We start from the raw sequence: 15955 nt of genomic DNA, 5'->3' as shown, positions 1-15955 counted from the left end.
GAATCGCTAGACTCGCCCGCCATGGCCCGACCCAAAGCCTTCGACCGCAACGCCGCCCTGCAGGGCGCGATCGCCGTGTTCTGCGACCACGGCTACGACGGCACCTCGACCGAGATGCTGCTCGCCGCCATGGGCATCAGCCGCCAGAGCATGTACGACACCTTCGGCGACAAGCGCCGGCTCTACCTCGAGGCGCTGCAGCAGTACGCCGTGGGCCATGTGTCGCAGCACATCCGCGCGCTGCATGGCGCGGCCTCGCCGAGCGCGGGGCTAGCGGCCATGCTCGACGGCATGGCGACGCATTTCGGCGCGCAGGGCCAGCCGGGCTGCATGGGCATCGGCGCAGTCTGCGAGTTCGGCCGCGGCGATGCCGAGGTGAGCCTGCTGACCGACACCGCGGGCCGCATGCTGCAGTCGGCCATCGAGGGCCGTATCGGCGAGGCGCAGGCCGCGGGCGAGATCGATGCCGCGCTCGCGCCGCGCGCGGCCGCGCAGTTCCTGATGGCCACGCTGTCGGGGCTCAAGCTCTCGGGGCGCGGCGGCGCTTCGGTCGAGGACCTGCGCGACATCGCGCGCATGGCGATGCGCGGCCTGCGTTGAATGCTTGTGTGCGCGCCCGGTTTCGGGTGCGCTTTTTTTTGCTCTATTCTGGATCAATCGATCCGTTAAAAAGGAAGTCGACATGACGAAATCTCTCTCCGGCAAGGCCGCCCTCGTGACCGGCGGCTCGCGCGGCATCGGTGCGGCCATCGTGCGGCGGCTCGCGAACGACGGCGCGGCCGTGGCCTTCACCTATGCGTCGTCGGACGCGGCGGCGCGCGCGCTCGTGGCCGAGATCGAAGGGCAGGGCGGCCGCGCGCTCGCGCTGCGCGCCGACAGCGCCGATGCGCAGGCCGTGCGGCAGGCGGTCGACGCCGCGGCCGAGGCCTTCGGCGGGCTGCACCTGCTGGTGAACAACGCCGGCATCCTGGTCGGCGGCCTGGTCGAGGACTACGCGCTCGCCGACTTCGACCGCATGTTCGCGGTCAACGTGCGCTCGGCCTTCGTGGCGGTGCAGGCGGCGCTCAAGCACATGGAGCGCGGTGGGCGCATCGTCATCACGGGCAGCGTGGTGGCCGAGCGCGTGGGCTTCGCGGGTTCGTCGGTCTATGCGATGACCAAGGGCGCGGTGGCCTCGATGGCGCGCGGCCTCGCGCGCGACCTCGGGCCCAGAGGCATCACGGTGAACGTGGTGCAGCCCGGGCCGACCGACACGGACATGGCGCCGAAGTCCGAGTACGGCGAGCGGCTGGAGCCGCTGATGGCGCTGGGCCGCATGGGGCACGACAGCGAGATCGCCGGCATGGTGGCCTACCTGGCAGGGCCCGACGCCAGCTTCGTCACCGGCGCGGCGCTGACGGTGGACGGCGGCTACCTGGCCTGATCAGGCGAGCGGGCGGGCCGTGCGGTAGCCGCCCGGCGTGGTGCCGAAGCGGTCGCGGAAGGCGCGGCTGAAATGGCTGGGGTCGTTGAAGCCGTTGCGGAACGCGATCTCGGTCACGCTGAGTTGCGCCAGCCGCTCGTTGGCCAGTTCCTCGGCCGCGCGCTCGAGGCGGCGTTCGCGCAGGTAGGCGCCGTACTGCGTCTGCTGCGTGGCGAACAGGCGGTGCACCAGCCGCTTGGAGATGCACAGCTCGCGCGCGATCGCCTCGACCGAGAGCTCGGGGTCGCAGAGGTTGGCCTCGACATAGGCCGCGAGCCGCTGCCAGCGGTCGCGCTCATGGCGCCGGGCCGCGCCGGCATCGCCGGCCTGCGGCGCGCCGGCCACCGCTTCGCAGTAGATGGCCGCGAGCAGCGAGACGAAGGACTGCTCCGAGAAATAGGCCAGCGCCGGATGCGGCTGCGCCTGCACCGCGAACAGGCGGTCGAGCTGCTGGCGCGCCGACTCGGCCAGCATCGAGCCGGGCTGCGCCAGCGAGGGTTCGAAGTTGTCGCGCAGGTCGGCATAGATGCCGAAGAAGCGCCCGGCCGGCAGCCGCAGCTGCACCAGCCGGCCCGATTCGTCGAGCGCGCAGGTCGAGGGCAGCCGCGTGGTGCGGAACACGATGTCGCCCTTGCGGAAGGGCAGCCGGCGGCCGGCCTGCTCGATGGTGCCCTGGCCGTCGACCGCGATCATCGCGAGCACTTCGCCCGCGCCGTCGTGGCCGGACTGGCCCGCCGCATGGCGCACCTGCATCGGCGTGGAATCGAAGCTGACCGCGATGCCGCCGCCCACGAGCCGGCAGGCCTCGAGGTTCATGCGCGGATGGCTGTGCTGCACGCTGAGTTCGCCGGGGTAGACCAGTGCGTCGAGCGTGGTCGAGTAGCCGCGCAGGTCGCCCGGGTAGAAGGGGCGCAGGTGCGGCGCGAAGCTCAGGTGCGGGGTCGGGTCGTGGTGCATGGTGGGGTGGGAACCGGGCCGCGTGCACGGTTCGTGCCAAGGGCGGTCCGCGCCCGCAGTCTGGAGGGCGCGCCGCGGCCGCACATCGAGACTTTCCACTAGCGGGCGGGATCGGGGGCTCGTCGCGTTGGCGCGCTGGATCAATGCGCGTGCGCGCAGGCGCAAGGCCCGGCGCGGCATCGCTTCCTACATTGGCGGCCATCGACCACCGATGAAGGAAAACCGCGTGAACCCCACCGTCACAGACGCCCCCTCCGCCGACGCGCCCCTGAAGCTCGACGGCCTCACCGTCGGCCACTGGAGCGATGCCGAGAAGCTCGCGCTGAGCTGCCGCATCCTCGCGAAGGAGGGCCATTCCGAAACCCTGGCCGGCCAGATCACGGTGCGCCAGCCCGACGGCAGCTTCCTCACCACGCCGCTGGCGCATGCGTTCGGCGAGATCCGCGCGGACTCGGTGATGCGCATCGACGATTCGCTGCGCGTGCTCGAGGGCCGCGGCGTGCCCAACCCGGCCGTGCGCTTCCACCTCTGGGTGTACCGACGCCGGCCCGACGTCAACTGCGTGATCCACACCCATCCGCCCTATGTGTCGGCGCTGTCGATGACCGGCGAGCCGCTGCAGGTCGCGCACATGGACGCCACGCCCTTCTTCGACGACTGCGCCTTCCTCGCCGAATGGCCGGGCCTGCCGATCGCCGACGTGGAGGGCGAGATCATCTCGGCCGCGCTCGGCTCCAAGCGCTGCGTGCTGCTGGCCAACCATGGCTTCCTGGCCGCCACCTCGAGCGTGGAGGAGTCGCTCTACCTCTCGGTGCTGATCGAGCGCGCCGTGCGCAACCAGCTGATCGCGCAGAGCGCCTACGGGCGGCTCAAGCTGGTCGATCCGGCGCTGGCACGCGAATCGCACGACTTCCTGCTGCAGCCCAGCATCGTGAAAGCCAGCTTCGCGATGTTCGCGCGGCAACTCGACGCCAAGGAGATCTGAGATGAGCGAGGACCTGCATTTCCTGGAACTGACCGAGGTGGCGCAGCGGCTGCGCGAGCGCGCGCTGTCGCCCATCGAGCTGACCGAGCGCTTGCTCGCGCGCATCGAGGCCGTCGACCCCGCGCTGCATGCCTATGCGCGCACCATGCCCGAGAGCGCACGCGCCGAGGCACGCCGTGCCGAGGAGGAGATCGCGCGCGGCGGCTGGCGTGGCCCGCTGCACGGCGTGCCGGTGGCGGTCAAGGACAACTGCCATGCGGCCGGCGTGGTCTGCGCCAACGGCACCGAGGTCTACGCCGACTTCAGGCCCGAGCGCGACTCGACCGTGGTGCGCAGGCTGCGCGAGGCCGGCGCCGTGATCCTCGGCAAGCTGCAGCACACCGAGGGCGCGTTCGCCGAGCACCACCGCAGCATCGTCGCGCCGGTCAATCCGTGGAACGCGGACCAGTGGCCCGGTGCCTCCTCGAGCGGCTCGGGCGTGGGCACGGCCGCGGGCCTGTGCTTCGGCTCGCTGGGCACCGACACGGGCGGATCGATCCGCTTTCCCTGCGCGGCCAACAACCTCACGGGCCTGAAGCCGAGCTGGGGCCGCGTGTCGCGCTTCGGCGTGTTCGAGAACTCGGCCTCGCTCGACCACGTGGGGCCGATGACGCGCAGCGCGGCCGATGCGGCGGCGATGCTCGCCGCACTGGCCGGTGCCGACGACGACGATCCCACCGCGCTGCCCGATGCCGTGCCCGACTACCTGGCACTGTCGGCCCAGGGCGTGGCGGGGCTGCGCATCGGCATCGATGCCGACCACATCGCACGCGACGTCGATGCACCCACGCGCGCCGCGATGCAGGCGGCGCTGGCCACGCTCACGGGGCTGGGCGCCACCTTGCGCGAGGTGCGGCTGCCCGATCCGTCGGAGGTGATCGCAGGCTGGCTGCGCTTCTCGGCCGTGGAGATGGCGGCCGCGCACGAGGCCACCTATCCGGCGCAGAAGGAGCGCTACGGCCCGGTGCTCTCGGGCTTCATCGAAGTGGGCCGCGCGCAGTCGGGCATCGAGCTGCAGAAGCTGCTGATGCAGCGGCTGAACTTCCGCGGCGCGTTGACCAAGCTGTTCAGCGACATCGACCTGCTCGCGATCCCCGTGACCTGCGACGCCGGCTTCAGCAATGCGCGCATGGCCACGCTGGGCACCGACGAAGGCGACCTGCTCAAGCTGCTGCGCTTCACCGCGCCCTACGACATGAGCGGCCATCCGACGCTCACCTTGCCCTGCGGCTTCACGCCCGAGGGCCATCCGATCGGCTTCCAGCTCGTGGCGGCGCACCTGCACGAGGCAACGATGCTGCGCGCCGGCCGCGCCTACCAGGGCGCGACCGACTGGCACCGGCGCCATCCGGCATCGATTCAGGACCACAACGAGGAGCACCCCGCATGAACACCATCGCCACACCGGTGGGCGCCGCAGCGCCCGCGGCCGCCAAGCCGCAGAGCGTCTGGAAGGTCGGCGCCGCCACCATGGCCGGCACCGCCATCGAGGGCTTCGACTTCCTGGCCTATGGCACGGCGGCCGCGCTGGTCTTCAACAAGCTGTTCTTTCCGAACTTCGATCCGGTGACCGGCACGCTCGCGGCCTTCGGCACCTTCGCGAGCGGCATGCTCGCGCGGCCGATCGGCGGCATCGTGTTCGGCCACTACGGCGACCGGCTCGGCCGCAAGGCCATGCTCACGTTGAGCCTCTTGATGATGGGCATCTGCACGGTGCTGATCGGCCTGCTGCCGACCTACGAGTCGATCGGGCTCTGGGCCGCGGTGCTGCTGGTGCTGCTGCGCATCGGCCAGGGGCTGTCCTTCGGCGGCGAGCTCGGCGGCGCGATGCTGATGGCGGTCGAGCATGCGCCGCCGCGCTGGCGCTCGCTGGTGGGCAGCATGCCGCAGATGGGCGCGCCGATCGGCGTGCTGCTGTCTTCGGGCGCCTTCGCGCTGGTCACGCAGCTGCCCGAGGACGCCTTCCTGCACTGGGGCTGGCGGCTGCCGTTCCTGGCTAGCGCGCTGCTGATCGCGGTGGGCATCTTCATCCGCACGCGCATCGACGAGTCGCCCGAGTTCGAGGCCGTGAAGGCGCACCGCAAGACCGCCGCGCTGCCCGCGCGCGAAGTGGTGCTGGCGCACTGGCGGCCGCTGCTGCTGACCATCGGCGGCAAGCTGGCCGAGGTCACGCTGATCTACACCCTCCTGGTGTTCTCGATCTCCTATGCGGTCACGCGGCTGGGCTTCTCGCGCGGCGATGCGCTGCATGCGCTGGTGCTCGGTTCGTCGCTGATGGTGCTGACCATCCCGCTGTTCGGCTGGCTGGCCGACCGTGTCGGCGCGCGGCGGCTCTACGTGTTCGGCGGCGCGCTGCTGGCCTTGATGGCGCTGCCGCTGTTCCAGGCCATCGGCAGCGGCTCGCTCACGGCCTACACGGTGGCGATGGTGGTGGCGCTCGCGCTCAACTATCCGCTGATGTTCGCGCCGCAATCGAACCTGTATGCGGCGCAGTTCCCGGCCGAGCTGCGCTACTCGGGCATCTCGATCGGCATCCAGATGGCGGCCGCGCTCGGCGGCGGGCTGGCGCCGATCATCGCGGCGACGCTGGTCGCGAAGTTCGGCAGCATCGTGCCGGTGGGGGCGTACGTGGCGGTGCTCGGGGCGGTGGCGGCGCTGTCGGCGTGGAAGATGCGGCCGGCGGCGAACGAGGGTTGACTCCTTCCCCAACTCCTTCCCCCTCTGGGGGAAGGTCGGGATGGGGGCACCGGGCGGTCGACGGCGGCGGGGCGATGGATGCGCCCGGTGCCCCCACCCCGGCCCTCCCCCAGCGGGGGAGGGTGAAAGTCAGGAGTGGCCGTCCACGCGCATCTGGAACAGGAAGTACGGCGGGATGCACGCCCCGCGCCCCTCGGGCTGGCCTTCGGCCTGCGCGCAGATGTAGTCGTCGCGGCAGGGCGCGGTGGCCGAGCAGCTGCGCAGCTTGCCGGGGCGCGTGTGCTTCGCGAGGCATTCGCCGAAGGGGCGCCTGGCCGCCAGGCACTGGTTGAAATCGCTGAGGATCGCGATGCCGCCGCACGTGCCGTTCGGGTCCCTGGGATCGCAGGGGCCCGAACACATGCCGCCCGGGAAGCCGACCGAGGTCTTCTCGCAGACCGAGGCGGCGCCCTCGCAGGCGGTGCGCGGCAGCTTCTCGGCGCGGTCGAGCCAGGGGTTGGGCGAGGCCGTGATGCGCGTGGGCTCGCAGCGCGCGCCAACGATCGCCGGCTCGGATTGCGTGTTTGCATCGAGTGGTTCGGCCAGCGGCCGGAAGGGATCGGGCGTCGGCGTGGTCAGCGCGGCCTGCAGGTAGCGCGCGCGCCGCGCGAGCTCGTCCTGCAGATGCGGCGAGTGCGGCACCGCGAGCGCATTGCCGGGCGTGAAGCTGCGCGAGGCACCGCGGCGATCGACGCCCAGCAGGTGGAAGCCCGCGACCGCGCGGCTCTGGTGGCAGCCCATGCAACTGAGGTCGTCGAGCCGGCGCAGCAGGGCCTGCGGCGACTGCAGCGTGCGGCTGCCGGGCACGGCCTGCCATTCGCTTTCGGCGAAGAGCTGCGTGAAAGGCCGGTTGGCGAGGCGCTCGAGGCCGCGCGGCGCGACCGAGATGGCCTCGGTGGCGAGGAAGCGCTCGGGGATCCTGAGCGTGGCTTCGTCGAGCGCGCGCAGGTTCTCGGGCTGGCGAAGCCATTGCTTGAGTTCCTGGCGCAGCGGCGTGCTGGCCTTGAGCTTCGCGACGTCGGGCGTGTTCTCGAGCGGGCCCACGTCGTAGCGCTTCGCGGCTGCATTCCAGCGGAAGGCACGCAGCATGTACTCGGCATGGCCGCCGAGATCCGGCCGTACGGCCGAAGGCCAGCGCACGCTCTGCAGGTTCACCGTGAGTTGGTAGATGCGCGCGGGCGCGAGCCGTTGCGGCGCGAGCGGGCCGTCGGCCGACACCAGCCAGCGGCCCAGCGCCTCGTCGGCCATCGCGGCCTGCGGCGGCTGCCAGCGCTTCACGGCCGAGGCGCAGCCGCCATCGGCATCGGGCGCGTCGCCGCGCAGCTCGACGTTGACGGTCATCGGCAGCCGCGACTGCATCGCGCTCGTGCGGTAGGCGAGGCGGTACACGAGCCGGGTCTCGCCGCAGGCGCCGTCCTGGAACGGGCGGCGGTCCATGCGGTTGGCCACGCCCACGAGTTCGAAGAAAGCATCGGGGCTCGCGAGCCAGCGCGCGTCGAACAGGCGGTGCGGGTACTTGGCGATGCCCACGCCGGCCTGCCTGTCGCGGCGCTGGATGGCCGCGAGGCTGGCGCCGAGGGGCTCGGCGATGGAGCGCCAGGCCTTCGAGCGCATCAGCACCTCGTTGCTCGCGATGCCGTCGGCGGCCGGCGTTTCGGCCAGCCAGTGGGCGAAGCCGGCGCCGGACTTCTCGGCCGCCTGCAGCACCGCGGGCGCGGTGACGAGCAGCAGCGGCTCGGCCGCGTGAGTGGTGGCGAAGAGGGAGGCCAGCGCGAGGCCGGCGAACAGGCGGAGAAGAAGCGGCACGCGGACCATTGTGCCGCGTGGGGCCGGCTGGATCGCGCTACAAAAGGAACCGTTCGGGCTGAGCTTGTCGAAGCCTCGCGCGGCGCTTCGACAAGCTCAGCGTGAACGGTTTCTCGGAGGTTGAACGCGATACGTATCAGGCGTTTGCGCCGGTCTCCATCCGCTCGCGCATCATCCGCGCCACGGCCACGCCCTGCGGTTCGCCGAGCCGCTCGAGCGCGGCGATCACGCCGCGCCGGTCCTCCTCCGAGCGGTCCTGGTTGAGCTTGAACTTGCCCTCGAGCGATTGCACGGGAATCTCCACCGCCGCGATCATGTCGAGCCGCGGCGCGACGAAGTCGAAGGGCATGGCGTCGAAGTCCCAACTGCCCGCGCATTCGGCGCGCAGCGGCGTGTCGTAGACCGCGACGGTGCGGCGCAGCACGGCGTGGATCGCCATGCGCTCCTCGATCACGCGCGGCGTGCCGCGCGCATGGATCGCGCTGTAGTTCCAGGTCGGGAAGGTGCTCTGCTTGACGTACCAGCTCGGCGTGACGAAGGCATGCGGGCCCTGGAAGATCACCAGCGCCTCGCGGCCGGCGCGCAGGTCCTCGAGCTGCGGGTTCTTCTGCGCGAGATGGGTGGTGAGCAGGCCGGCCTCGCCGTCTTGCGCATCGAGCAGGAAGGGCAGGTGGGTGGCGCTGGCGCCGGCCGGGCCGACCGTGACCAGCGTGGCGAAGCTCCAGGCGCGCATGCCTTCGTGCAGCGTCGCGAGCTCGGCCTCGGCATAGGGCTTGGGCGTGTACATGCGGCGGCTCAGCGCGTGGCGAGGTCGCGCAGCCAGCGCACCGAATCGTCGAAGGCGCGGCCGGCCACGTCGGCGACCGAGACCGCCTCGAGGAAGCCGTGGATGGTGCCGGGGTAGAGCGTCTCGCTGACCGCCACGCCGGCCTCGCGCAGCCGCGCGGCCATCAGCCGGTTGTCGTCGTACAGCGGGTCGCATTCGGTGACCACCATGCAGGCCGGCGGCAGGCCCTCGAGCCGGGCCGAGAGGCTGTGCAGGCGCGGGTCGGCGAAGTCGGCCGGCCCGCGCGCATAGAGGCCGTAGAACCACAGCATCATGTGCAGCGACAGGCCGTACTCGCCCGCGCCGTAGCGCACCACCGAGTCGCGGTAGAGCTCGGTGCTGTAGGCGCCGTAGTTCAGCAGCATGCCCAGCGGCAGCGCATCGCCCTCGTCGCGCAGCACCAGGCAGGCGCCGACCGAGAGGTTGGCGCCTGCCGAGTCGCCGCCGATGAAGAGCTGCGCGGGATCGATGTCGAGCGTGCCCGCATGGGCCGCCAGCCAGCGCATCACGTCCACGCATTCGTCATGCGGCTGCGGAAAGCGCGCCTCGGGGGCGCGCGTGTAGTCGATGCCGATCACCGCGATGCCGGCGCGGCCCGCGTACTCGCGCATCACGCGGTCGTGGGTGTCGAGGCTGAACAGCACGAAGCCGCCGCCGTGGATGTAGACCAGCGCACCCTGCAGCGCGCGCTGCGCGGGGTAGTGCACGCGGATGCGGACCTCGCCATGGCGCGTGGGCACGCGGTGGTCGACGCTGCGCGCCATCTCGGGCCCGCCCCGCGTCCACGGCGCGCGCACCTTCTCGGCATTGGCGCGGCCCTCGGCGATGGGAATCGTGTGGCGCTTCGGATAGCGCGCGCCCTCGGCGCCCATCAGGCGCATGAACTCGACGATCTGCGGATCGAGCGGCGGCGGAGCGCTGGGATGCTGCCAGCTGTAGGACGAGGGGGAGGTCACGCGAAGGCTTTCTCGGGAACGGGGTGGATGTCGATGGCGGGTTCGGCCAGCTCGTGCAGCGGCCGCGGCGTGGCTGCCAGCAGCGCCTGGGTGTAGGCATGGCGCGGCCGGTCGAACACCGCGTCGCGCGCGCCTTGCTCCACGATGCGGCCGCGCTCCATCACGATCACGCGGTCGGCGATCTGCTCGACGGCCGCGAGGTCGTGGCTGATGAACAGGCAGGCGAAGCCATGGTGCTGCTGCAGGCTCTGGAACAGGCGCAGCACCTGGGCCTGGATCGTCATGTCGAGCGCGGAGACCGGCTCGTCGGCCACCACGAAGGCCGGCCGGCGCACCAGCGCGCGCGCGATCGCCACGCGCTGGCGCTGGCCGCCCGAGAGCTCGTGCGGATAGCGCGCGCCCAGGCCGTCGAGGCCGACCTCGTCGAGCGTCTCGGCCACGCGCCGCAGGCGTGCCGCGGCATCGAGCTCGGGCAGGTGGCGCAGCGGCTCGGCCACGATCTCCTGCACGCGCATGCGCGGGTCGAGCGAGGAGAAGGGGTCCTGGAACACGAGCTGGCAGGCCAGCCGGAAGCGGTGCAGCGCGGCGCGGCCGGCGGTGCGCACGTCCTCGCCGCGGAACAGGATCTGCCCGGCGTTCGAGGGCGCGAGCCGCAGGATGGCGCGGCCCAGCGTGGTCTTGCCCGAGCCGCTGCCGCCCACCAGCGCGACCATCTCGCCCGGGTGGATGTCGAGGTCGAGCGCATCGATGATGCGCACGGGCGGCTGGCGCTTGAAGAAGCCCAGGCGTGCGCCGGGGTAGCTCACGCCGAGGCCGCGCACCTGCAGCAGCGGCTGGCGCGTCTCGGTCGTTGCCGGCTTGGCGGCCTGGCGGCGCGGCAGCGCGTCGACCAGCTTGCGCGTGTAGGCCTGCTTCGGCGCGACCAGGATCGAGGGCACCTCGCCGGTCTCGACCAACCGGCCCTTCTCGAGCACGATCGCGCGCTGCGCATAGCGGCCCACGAGGCCGAGGTTGTGCGTGATCAGCAGCACGGCCGTGCCGTTGTCGCGCGCGAGCTCGACCATCAGGTCGAGCACCTCGCGCTGGCTCAGGGTGTCGAGCGCGGTGGTGGGCTCGTCGGCGATCAAGAGGCGCGGCTTCAGCAGCATCACGCTCGCGAGCATGATGCGCTGGCGCATGCCGCCCGAGAACTCGTGCGGATAGGCCTGCATGCAGCGCTCGGGGTCGGCGATCTGCACGCGGCGCAGCATCTCGAGGCTGCGCGCGCGGATCTCGGCGGCCGACAGCCGGTGGTGCATGCGCAGGCCCTCGGCCATCTGCTCGCCGATGCGGTGCACCGGGTTGAGCGAGACCATCGGCTCCTGGAACACCATGCCGATGCCCGGGCCGCGGATCGGCCGCATGGCCTGCGCGTCGTGCCGACTCAGGTCCTGGCCGTCGAACACGATGCGCCCGCCGGTCTGCGCGATGCCGGGCGGCAGCAGCTGCAGGATGGCGCGCGCGGCCATGGTCTTGCCGCTGCCCGATTCGCCGACCACGGCGAGGAACTCACCGGGCCGGACCTCGAACGAGAGGTCGTGCACCAGCGGCTGGGTGCCGTGGCGCAGCGCGATCTTCAGGTGCTCGACCGAGAGCACGGGAGAAGTTGTGGAAGGCGCGCTCATGACTTCTCCGTCCGCGGATCGAGCCGGTCGCGCAGCGATTCGCCCAGCAGGTTGATGCCCAGCAGCGTGAGCGCGATGCACAGGCCCGGCACCACGCACAGCCAGACGGCCGAGACCATGTAGGGCCGCGCGCTCGAGAGCATGTTGCCCCAGGTGGGCGCGGGCGGCGGCACGCCCAGGCCCAGGAAGCTCAGCGCGCTCTCCGACAGCAGCACCCAGCCGAACATGCTGGTGGCCAGCACGGCGACCGGCGCCACGCAGTTCGGCAGGATGTGGCGCCACATGGTGTAGATCTCGCCGTTGCCGATCATGCGCGAGGCCTCGACGTATTCGCGCTCACGCAGCGACAGCACGGTGCCGCGCACCACGCGCACCACCGAGGGCGCATAGGCCAGGCTCAGCGCGAGCACGATGCCCCACTGGTTGGCGCCCACGATCACCATCACGGCCAGCGCCAGCAGCAGGCCCGGGAAGGCCAGCAGCGTGTCGTTGAAGGCCATCAGCACGCGGTCGGTCCAGCCGCGCACGAAGCCCGCGACCACGCCCACCACCAGCCCGATGGCGGTGGCCAGCGCGACCGTGAGCAGCGCCACCAGGCAGCTGGTGGAGGCGGCGCGCATCGCGCGGCTGGCCACGTCGCGGCCGAACTCGTCGGTGCCGAGCCAGTGCGCCATCGAGGGCGCCTGCAGCTTGGACTTGAGGTCGATGCCGACCGGGTTGTAGGGCGTCCAGACGGCCGCCACCACGGCCAGCACCAGCAGCGTGGCGATCAGCACGCCGCCCACCAGGGTATGGGTCTTGATCTTCATCACTGCACCGACACCCGCGGATCGAACAGGGGATAGCACATGTCCACGACCAGGTTGATGACCACGTAGATGCAGGCGGTGAACAGCAGGCAGCCCTGCAGCACCGGGTAGTCGCGCGCGAAGATCGAGTCGATCATCAGGCGCCCGAGGCCGGGCAGGGTGAACACCGTCTCGAGCACCGCGATGCCGCTGAGCAGGTGGCCGAGGATCAGCCCGATCATGGTCAGCGTGGGATTGAAGGCGTTGGGCAGCACGTGGCGGCGCAGCACCTGCGACTCGGGCACGCCCTTGGCGCGCGCATGCGTCACGTATTCGAGCCGCAGGATCTCGATGGTACTGGCGCGCGACATGCGCGTGAGCACGCCGGTCTCGACCAGCACCAGCGTGACGATCGGCAGGATCACGTAGAGCACGCCCTGCGAGAAGCTCTCGGACAGCGGCACGTAGCCCACCACCGGCAGCCAGTGCAGGTACTGGCCGAAGAACATCAGCAGCAGCAGGCCGAGCCAGAAGCTCGGCACCGAGAGCATCAGCGTGGCCGCGCCGATGATGGCGAGGTCGGCGGGGCGGTCCTTGCGCCAGGCGGCGACCAGGCCGGCGGGCACGGCGATCAGCGAGGCCAGCGCCACCGCGACCAGCACGATGACGGCGCTGACCTGGAAGCGTTCCCAGATCAGCGGCAGCACCGGCAGGCCGTTGGTGGTGGAGACGCCGAGGTCGCCGCCCAGCGCCTGGCGCAGCCAGACCAGGTACTGCAGCGGCAGCGGCTGGTCCAGGCCCATCTGGTGGCGCATCGATTCGAGCTGGGCCGGATCGGCCCCTTCGCCGAGCATCAGCAGCACCGGGTCGCCCGGGATCAGCCGCATCAGCGCGAAGACCGCGATGGAGACCAGCAGCAGCGTCGGGATCGTCATCGCGATCCGGCGCAGGAGGTAGGCGGGCATGAAGGCGCGGGCTCCGCTCAGCCGCCGGCGGCGGCCAGCCGCACGTTCCAGAAGCGCGGCTTGGCCGGCGCCCAGCCCTTGAAGCCGACCACGTTCTTGCGCATGGCGGTGGCGTCGCTGGCGTTGAACAGCACGATCATCGGCACGTCCTGCAGCATCTGCTGGTGCATTTCGTCGAACAGCACCTGGCGCCGTGCCTTGTCGCGCGAGACCATGGTCTCGGCCAGCCGGGTCTGGGCGAAGGCGCTGTCCCAGACCTTGCGCGGCTGCGCGGCCTTGTCGCCCGACACCATCTCGTAGTTGAGCGCGGGATCGATGCGCGCCGAGTAGACGAAGGCCATGCTCTGGTACTGGCCCTTGGTGTAGCGGTCGAGCTGGGTGGCCCAGTCGAGCACCTCGAGCTCGATGTTGATGCCGGCCTCGGTCGCCATGGCCTGCACCAACACGGCGGCCGAGTAGAGCGCCTCGTAGCGCTTGTTGGCGATCATGCGGATCGGTTGGCCGCGGTAGCCGGCCTCGGCCAGCAGCTTCTTGGCGGCGGCGATGTCGCGCTTGAAGCCGCCGGCCTGCGCCGCGTCGTAGTAGGGGCTGGTCGAGGGCACGACCGAGTTGTTGACGGCCGACAGGCCTTCGGTGACCGAGCGCGCGATCTCGGGCGTGTCGAGCGCGAGTGCCAGCGCGCGGCGGATGCGCACGTCCTTGAGCACCGGGTCGTTGGTCTGCAGCAGCAGCGCGACCATGGTCATCACGGGCGTGGTGTCCACGCGCACGTCGGCGCGGCCGCGCATCTCGATCACGTCCGACGGGCTGGGGCTGATGAAGGCGTCGATGCCGCCGCTGTAGAGCGCGGCCTTGGCCGCGGCCGAGTCGGGGATGACGACGAAGCGCAAGTTCTCGACCTCGGCCTTCTTGCCGCCCGTGAGGCCGTCGCGCGGCTCGGCGCGCGCGGTGTAGCCGTCGAAGCGGGTCAGCTCCACGTACTGGCCGCGCTTCCATTCCTTGAGCTTGTAGGGGCCGGTGCCCACCGGTTCCTTCCACTGGCCGTCGGCGCCGACCGAACTGCGGTGCAGGATGGCCGCGCCGCCGCAGTCGGGCCGCGCCATCATGGTGAGGAACAGCGCGCTCGCGCGGTCGAGCTTGAACACCACCGTCTTCGGGTTCGGCGCCTCCACCGAGAGCACCTTGGTCATGCCCTTGCCGTCGAACTCGCTGAGACAGCGCCAGCCGCTTCCGGGCTTGAGGTAGCGCTGCCAGCTCCAGACCACGTCGTCGGCCGTGAGCGTGGCGCCGTTCTGGAACTTCACGCCGTCGCGCAGCGTGAAGGTGTAGCTCAGGCCGTCGGCCGAGGTGTCGACCTTGCTCGCGAGCATGGGGCCCACCGAGGTGTCCTCGCGCAGCGCGACCAGGCCCTCGCCGATGTGCAGCAGCACGTTGTCGGTGTTGTCGTCGCGATTGCCGCCGGGGTCGGTGCTGCGGATGTCCGAGTTGATCTGGATGCGCAGCGTCTGGCCGGCGCCGGGCGCGCCCTGGGCGAAGGCGGTGCCGGCGGCGAGGCCGAGCGCGAGCAGGGCGGCGGCGCGCGAGACGGAAGGCGGGCGGGCGGGGGGCACGGGTGGGTTCATGGCAAACACTCCTGGCGGGGGCTGGGCCGGTCGGGATCGGATCGGGAGGAACTCAGAGGGAATACTCGGTGAAGCGGTGGGCCTTGAACGGCGCGGGCGCGATGCGCATCTTCCGTGCCGCCGGGTCCATCACGATGGTCGCCACGGTGGCCGAGGAGGCGCCGCCCGGGCCCGCGCTCGGGCTGCGGCAGACCGCGCGCGGCGCGCCGAAGCGGTCCTGCAGCGCGTCGAGCACGTCCTGCTCGGTGAGGTCGCCGGCGCGCTTGCGCAGGGCCTCGGTCACGCGGCGGTCGCGGTAGAGCGAGTCGGGCGTGGTCTCGAGGCTGCGGTCGACCACGCGCGCCAGCGCGGCCGGCGTCTTGAAGTGGTTGGCATGCACCAGCACGCCGTCCTCGGGCTGCTGCCAGAACACCTGCTCGGGGCAGGTCTCGAGGCTCACGGCCTCGCCCTCGGCATGGGTCAGGATCATGTTGTTGGAGATCGAGCGCGCGCTGCGGCAGACCACGCCGAGCGCATTGGCGTAGAGCTCGGACTGCAGGATGCCGCGGCGGATCAGCGCCAGCGGCACGCCCTGCTGGCGGCCGTCGCTGTCGGCCTTGATGAAGTTGCCGGTGACCGCGATGCCCGCGCTGTTGAGCCCGGCGCGCGCCAGCGTGCCCGCCTCGGCGAAGGTCAGGATGGCCGGGCCCTTGGCCGGCTGGATGCGCAGCACCACGCCGAGCTCGAGGCTCTCGACGCGCCAGTCCCAGTTCTGCGCGTGGATCAATTTGCCGTCGCGCGCGGCCGAGGGCATGACCACCACGCCGGTGCAGCCGTCGGGCGGCTCGGTGGCCTCGAGCTGCTGGAAGGCATAGAGCATCTCGCTGCGCGCGTTGAGCGCCACGATGTCCTCGGTCGGCACGCCCGCGCCCTCGGCCACGCCCTCGATCTCGCGCAGCATGCCGGCGTCGAAGGCCTCGACCAGCGGCATGAAGCGGCGCGCCAGCGCGCGCGTGCGCTCCCAGTTCAGGCCCACGCGTTCGAAGGCGGCGCGGTAGGTGCGCAGGCTCAGGTCGATGCGGTCGCCGGCCGCGCGGCCGTACTGGCGGCCGCACTGGGCGGCGTCGCCCTCGATGTCGTAGAGGGGGAAGGATTCGATGTCCATGGGGT

Annotated in this window: 14 protein-coding genes; 5 read left to right on the top strand and 9 right to left on the bottom strand. The window is 71.4% G+C overall.

Annotation, left to right across the window (positions count from 1 at the left end):
* Window positions 1-21: 21 nt before the first annotated feature.
* Both AC07RV_RS20590 and AC07RV_RS20585 read left to right on the top strand, forming a co-directional pair.
* Complete coding sequence (locus AC07RV_RS20590) at window positions 22-600, top strand: TetR/AcrR family transcriptional regulator (RefSeq protein ID WP_296788960.1); 579 nt, start codon at window positions 22-24, stop codon at window positions 598-600.
* Between the two features lie 82 nt (window positions 601-682).
* Window positions 683-1423: a 3-oxoacyl-ACP reductase family protein gene (locus AC07RV_RS20585; RefSeq protein WP_296788962.1), complete on the top strand. Its 741-nt coding sequence runs from the start codon at window positions 683-685 to the stop codon at window positions 1421-1423.
* Here the strand turns inward: AC07RV_RS20585 and AC07RV_RS20580 are convergent, their stop codons facing one another.
* Window positions 1424-2419: an AraC family transcriptional regulator gene (locus tag AC07RV_RS20580; protein ID WP_296788964.1), complete on the bottom strand. Its 996-nt coding sequence runs from the start codon at window positions 2417-2419 to the stop codon at window positions 1424-1426.
* Between the two features lie 226 nt (window positions 2420-2645).
* On the opposite strand from AC07RV_RS20580, the gene AC07RV_RS20575 reads away from it, so the two are divergent.
* Genes AC07RV_RS20575 through AC07RV_RS20565 form a run of 3 tightly spaced genes read left to right on the top strand, consistent with a single transcriptional unit; the run spans window position 2646 to window position 6140 of the window.
* A complete protein-coding gene (locus AC07RV_RS20575; protein ID WP_444814478.1) occupies window positions 2646-3404 on the top strand; it encodes an aldolase in 759 nt (252 codons plus the stop codon).
* A 1-nt stretch (window position 3405) separates the two neighbouring features.
* A complete protein-coding gene (locus tag AC07RV_RS20570) occupies window positions 3406-4833 on the top strand; it encodes an amidase (protein ID WP_296788966.1) in 1428 nt (475 codons plus the stop codon).
* Entirely contained in the window at window positions 4830-6140 is a 1311-nt protein-coding gene (locus AC07RV_RS20565) for an MFS transporter (protein WP_296788968.1), read from the top strand. Before AC07RV_RS20570 ends, AC07RV_RS20565 begins: the two co-directional genes overlap by 4 nt.
* A 129-nt stretch (window positions 6141-6269) precedes the next feature.
* Here AC07RV_RS20565 and AC07RV_RS20560 read toward each other — a convergent pair whose 3' ends face one another.
* The 8 genes from AC07RV_RS20560 to AC07RV_RS20525 all read right to left on the bottom strand — a co-directional run bounded on the left by AC07RV_RS20560 (window position 6270) and on the right by AC07RV_RS20525 (window position 15950).
* Window positions 6270-7994 (bottom strand): hypothetical protein, encoded by a 1725-nt coding sequence (locus tag AC07RV_RS20560; protein WP_444814136.1) that lies wholly within the window; start codon window positions 7992-7994, stop codon window positions 6270-6272.
* A 127-nt stretch (window positions 7995-8121) separates the two neighbouring features.
* Window positions 8122-8772 carry an FMN-binding negative transcriptional regulator gene (locus tag AC07RV_RS20555; protein WP_296788971.1) on the bottom strand — a complete coding sequence of 217 codons (651 nt, stop codon included), beginning with the start codon at window positions 8770-8772 and terminating at the stop codon, window positions 8122-8124.
* Between the two features lie 8 nt (window positions 8773-8780).
* The gene (locus AC07RV_RS20550) at window positions 8781-9767 is read right to left on the bottom strand and encodes an alpha/beta hydrolase fold domain-containing protein (RefSeq protein ID WP_296788973.1); all 987 of its coding nucleotides are present in this window, start codon (window positions 9765-9767) and stop codon (window positions 8781-8783) included.
* Entirely contained in the window at window positions 9764-11431 is a 1668-nt protein-coding gene (locus tag AC07RV_RS20545; protein ID WP_296788974.1) for an ABC transporter ATP-binding protein, read from the bottom strand. Before AC07RV_RS20545 ends, AC07RV_RS20550 begins: the two co-directional genes overlap by 4 nt.
* Complete coding sequence (locus tag AC07RV_RS20540; RefSeq protein ID WP_057595421.1) at window positions 11428-12240, bottom strand: ABC transporter permease; 813 nt, start codon at window positions 12238-12240, stop codon at window positions 11428-11430. Before AC07RV_RS20540 ends, AC07RV_RS20545 begins: the two co-directional genes overlap by 4 nt.
* A complete protein-coding gene (locus AC07RV_RS20535) occupies window positions 12240-13184 on the bottom strand; it encodes an ABC transporter permease (protein ID WP_057595422.1) in 945 nt (314 codons plus the stop codon). Before AC07RV_RS20535 ends, AC07RV_RS20540 begins: the two co-directional genes overlap by 1 nt.
* A 17-nt stretch (window positions 13185-13201) precedes the next feature.
* Complete coding sequence (locus tag AC07RV_RS20530; RefSeq protein WP_296788975.1) at window positions 13202-14806, bottom strand: ABC transporter substrate-binding protein; 1605 nt, start codon at window positions 14804-14806, stop codon at window positions 13202-13204.
* Window positions 14807-14858: 52 nt separating this feature from the next.
* Window positions 14859-15950, bottom strand: a complete 1092-nt coding sequence (locus AC07RV_RS20525) for a C45 family autoproteolytic acyltransferase/hydrolase (protein ID WP_296788977.1) — start codon at window positions 15948-15950, stop codon at window positions 14859-14861.
* Window positions 15951-15955: the final 5 nt, after the last annotated feature.

The organism is Variovorax sp. GW821-FHT09B01 (assembly GCF_059418345.1).
Note: the sequence above shows the minus strand (reverse complement) of the source record. Positions and strands in the feature narration are given on the sequence as shown.